Source organism: Pseudomonas karstica (assembly GCF_009707515.1).
GTDB lineage: Bacteria > Pseudomonadota > Gammaproteobacteria > Pseudomonadales > Pseudomonadaceae > Aquipseudomonas > Aquipseudomonas karstica.
In genome coordinates this window covers 1-828 of record NZ_WLYI01000088.1, presented here as the reverse complement: position 1 = coordinate 828, position 828 = coordinate 1, and the positions used below count along the sequence as shown (strand labels likewise).

At 57.1% G+C, this 828-nt stretch carries 1 pseudogene; it reads left to right on the top strand.

The window, feature by feature from the left end:
* Nucleotides 1-828, top strand: a pseudogene (locus GIR22_RS25830) (type IV secretion protein Rhs); the annotation flags it as partial.

Below are 828 nucleotides of genomic sequence, written 5' to 3'. Positions count from 1 at the left end.
CCCGCTGGGGGCGATTACCGCCTACCAGTACGACGAAGCCGGACGCTTGATTGCGCTGTTTCCCGGTGACGATGAACCGACGTCCTACGAGTATGACAACGGCTTCGTTCGGGTGGTGCGCCGGGGTGAAGCTGTTTGGAAATACCAGCGTAATGAGCAGGGCGACATCACCCGCAAGACCGATCCTGATGGATTTATTACTGACTATAGCTACAACAAACGCGGGCAACTGACCGAGGTTTGGTACCCGGACCACAGCTGTCAGCGCCTGAGCTGGAATGATTTCGGGCAACTGGTCGAGGAAAAGTTACCCAACGGTGGTGTACAGCGTTATCGCTATGACGCGCTTGGGCGGCAGGTGGCTCGCGAGGATGAACATGGCGCGCTGACCCAGTATCAGTGGGACGCCGCAGGCCGCTTGCTGAAAATAACCCAGCCGGGCGGCGTCACACGGGAGTTCAGCTACAACCCTTACGGCAAAATCACCGCCGAACGTGACGAGTTGGGGCGTGTTACTCGTTATGAGTACGCCGATGGGCTGCACCTGATCAGTCGTCGTATCAACCCGGATGGCACACAGCTCAAGTACCGCTACGACAACACCCGGTTGTTGCTGACCCAGATCGAAAACGAGGTGGGCGAAACTTATCATCTCGAGTATCACGCCAACGGCCTGATCCAGCAGGAAACTGGCTTTGACGGACGGCGCACCGCCTACAGCTATGACCTCAACGGTCATCTGCTGGAAAAGACTGAATATGGCGACGATGACCGTCAGCTCATTACGGGTTATCAGCGGGATGCGGCCGGTCGCCTGGTACGAAAAAA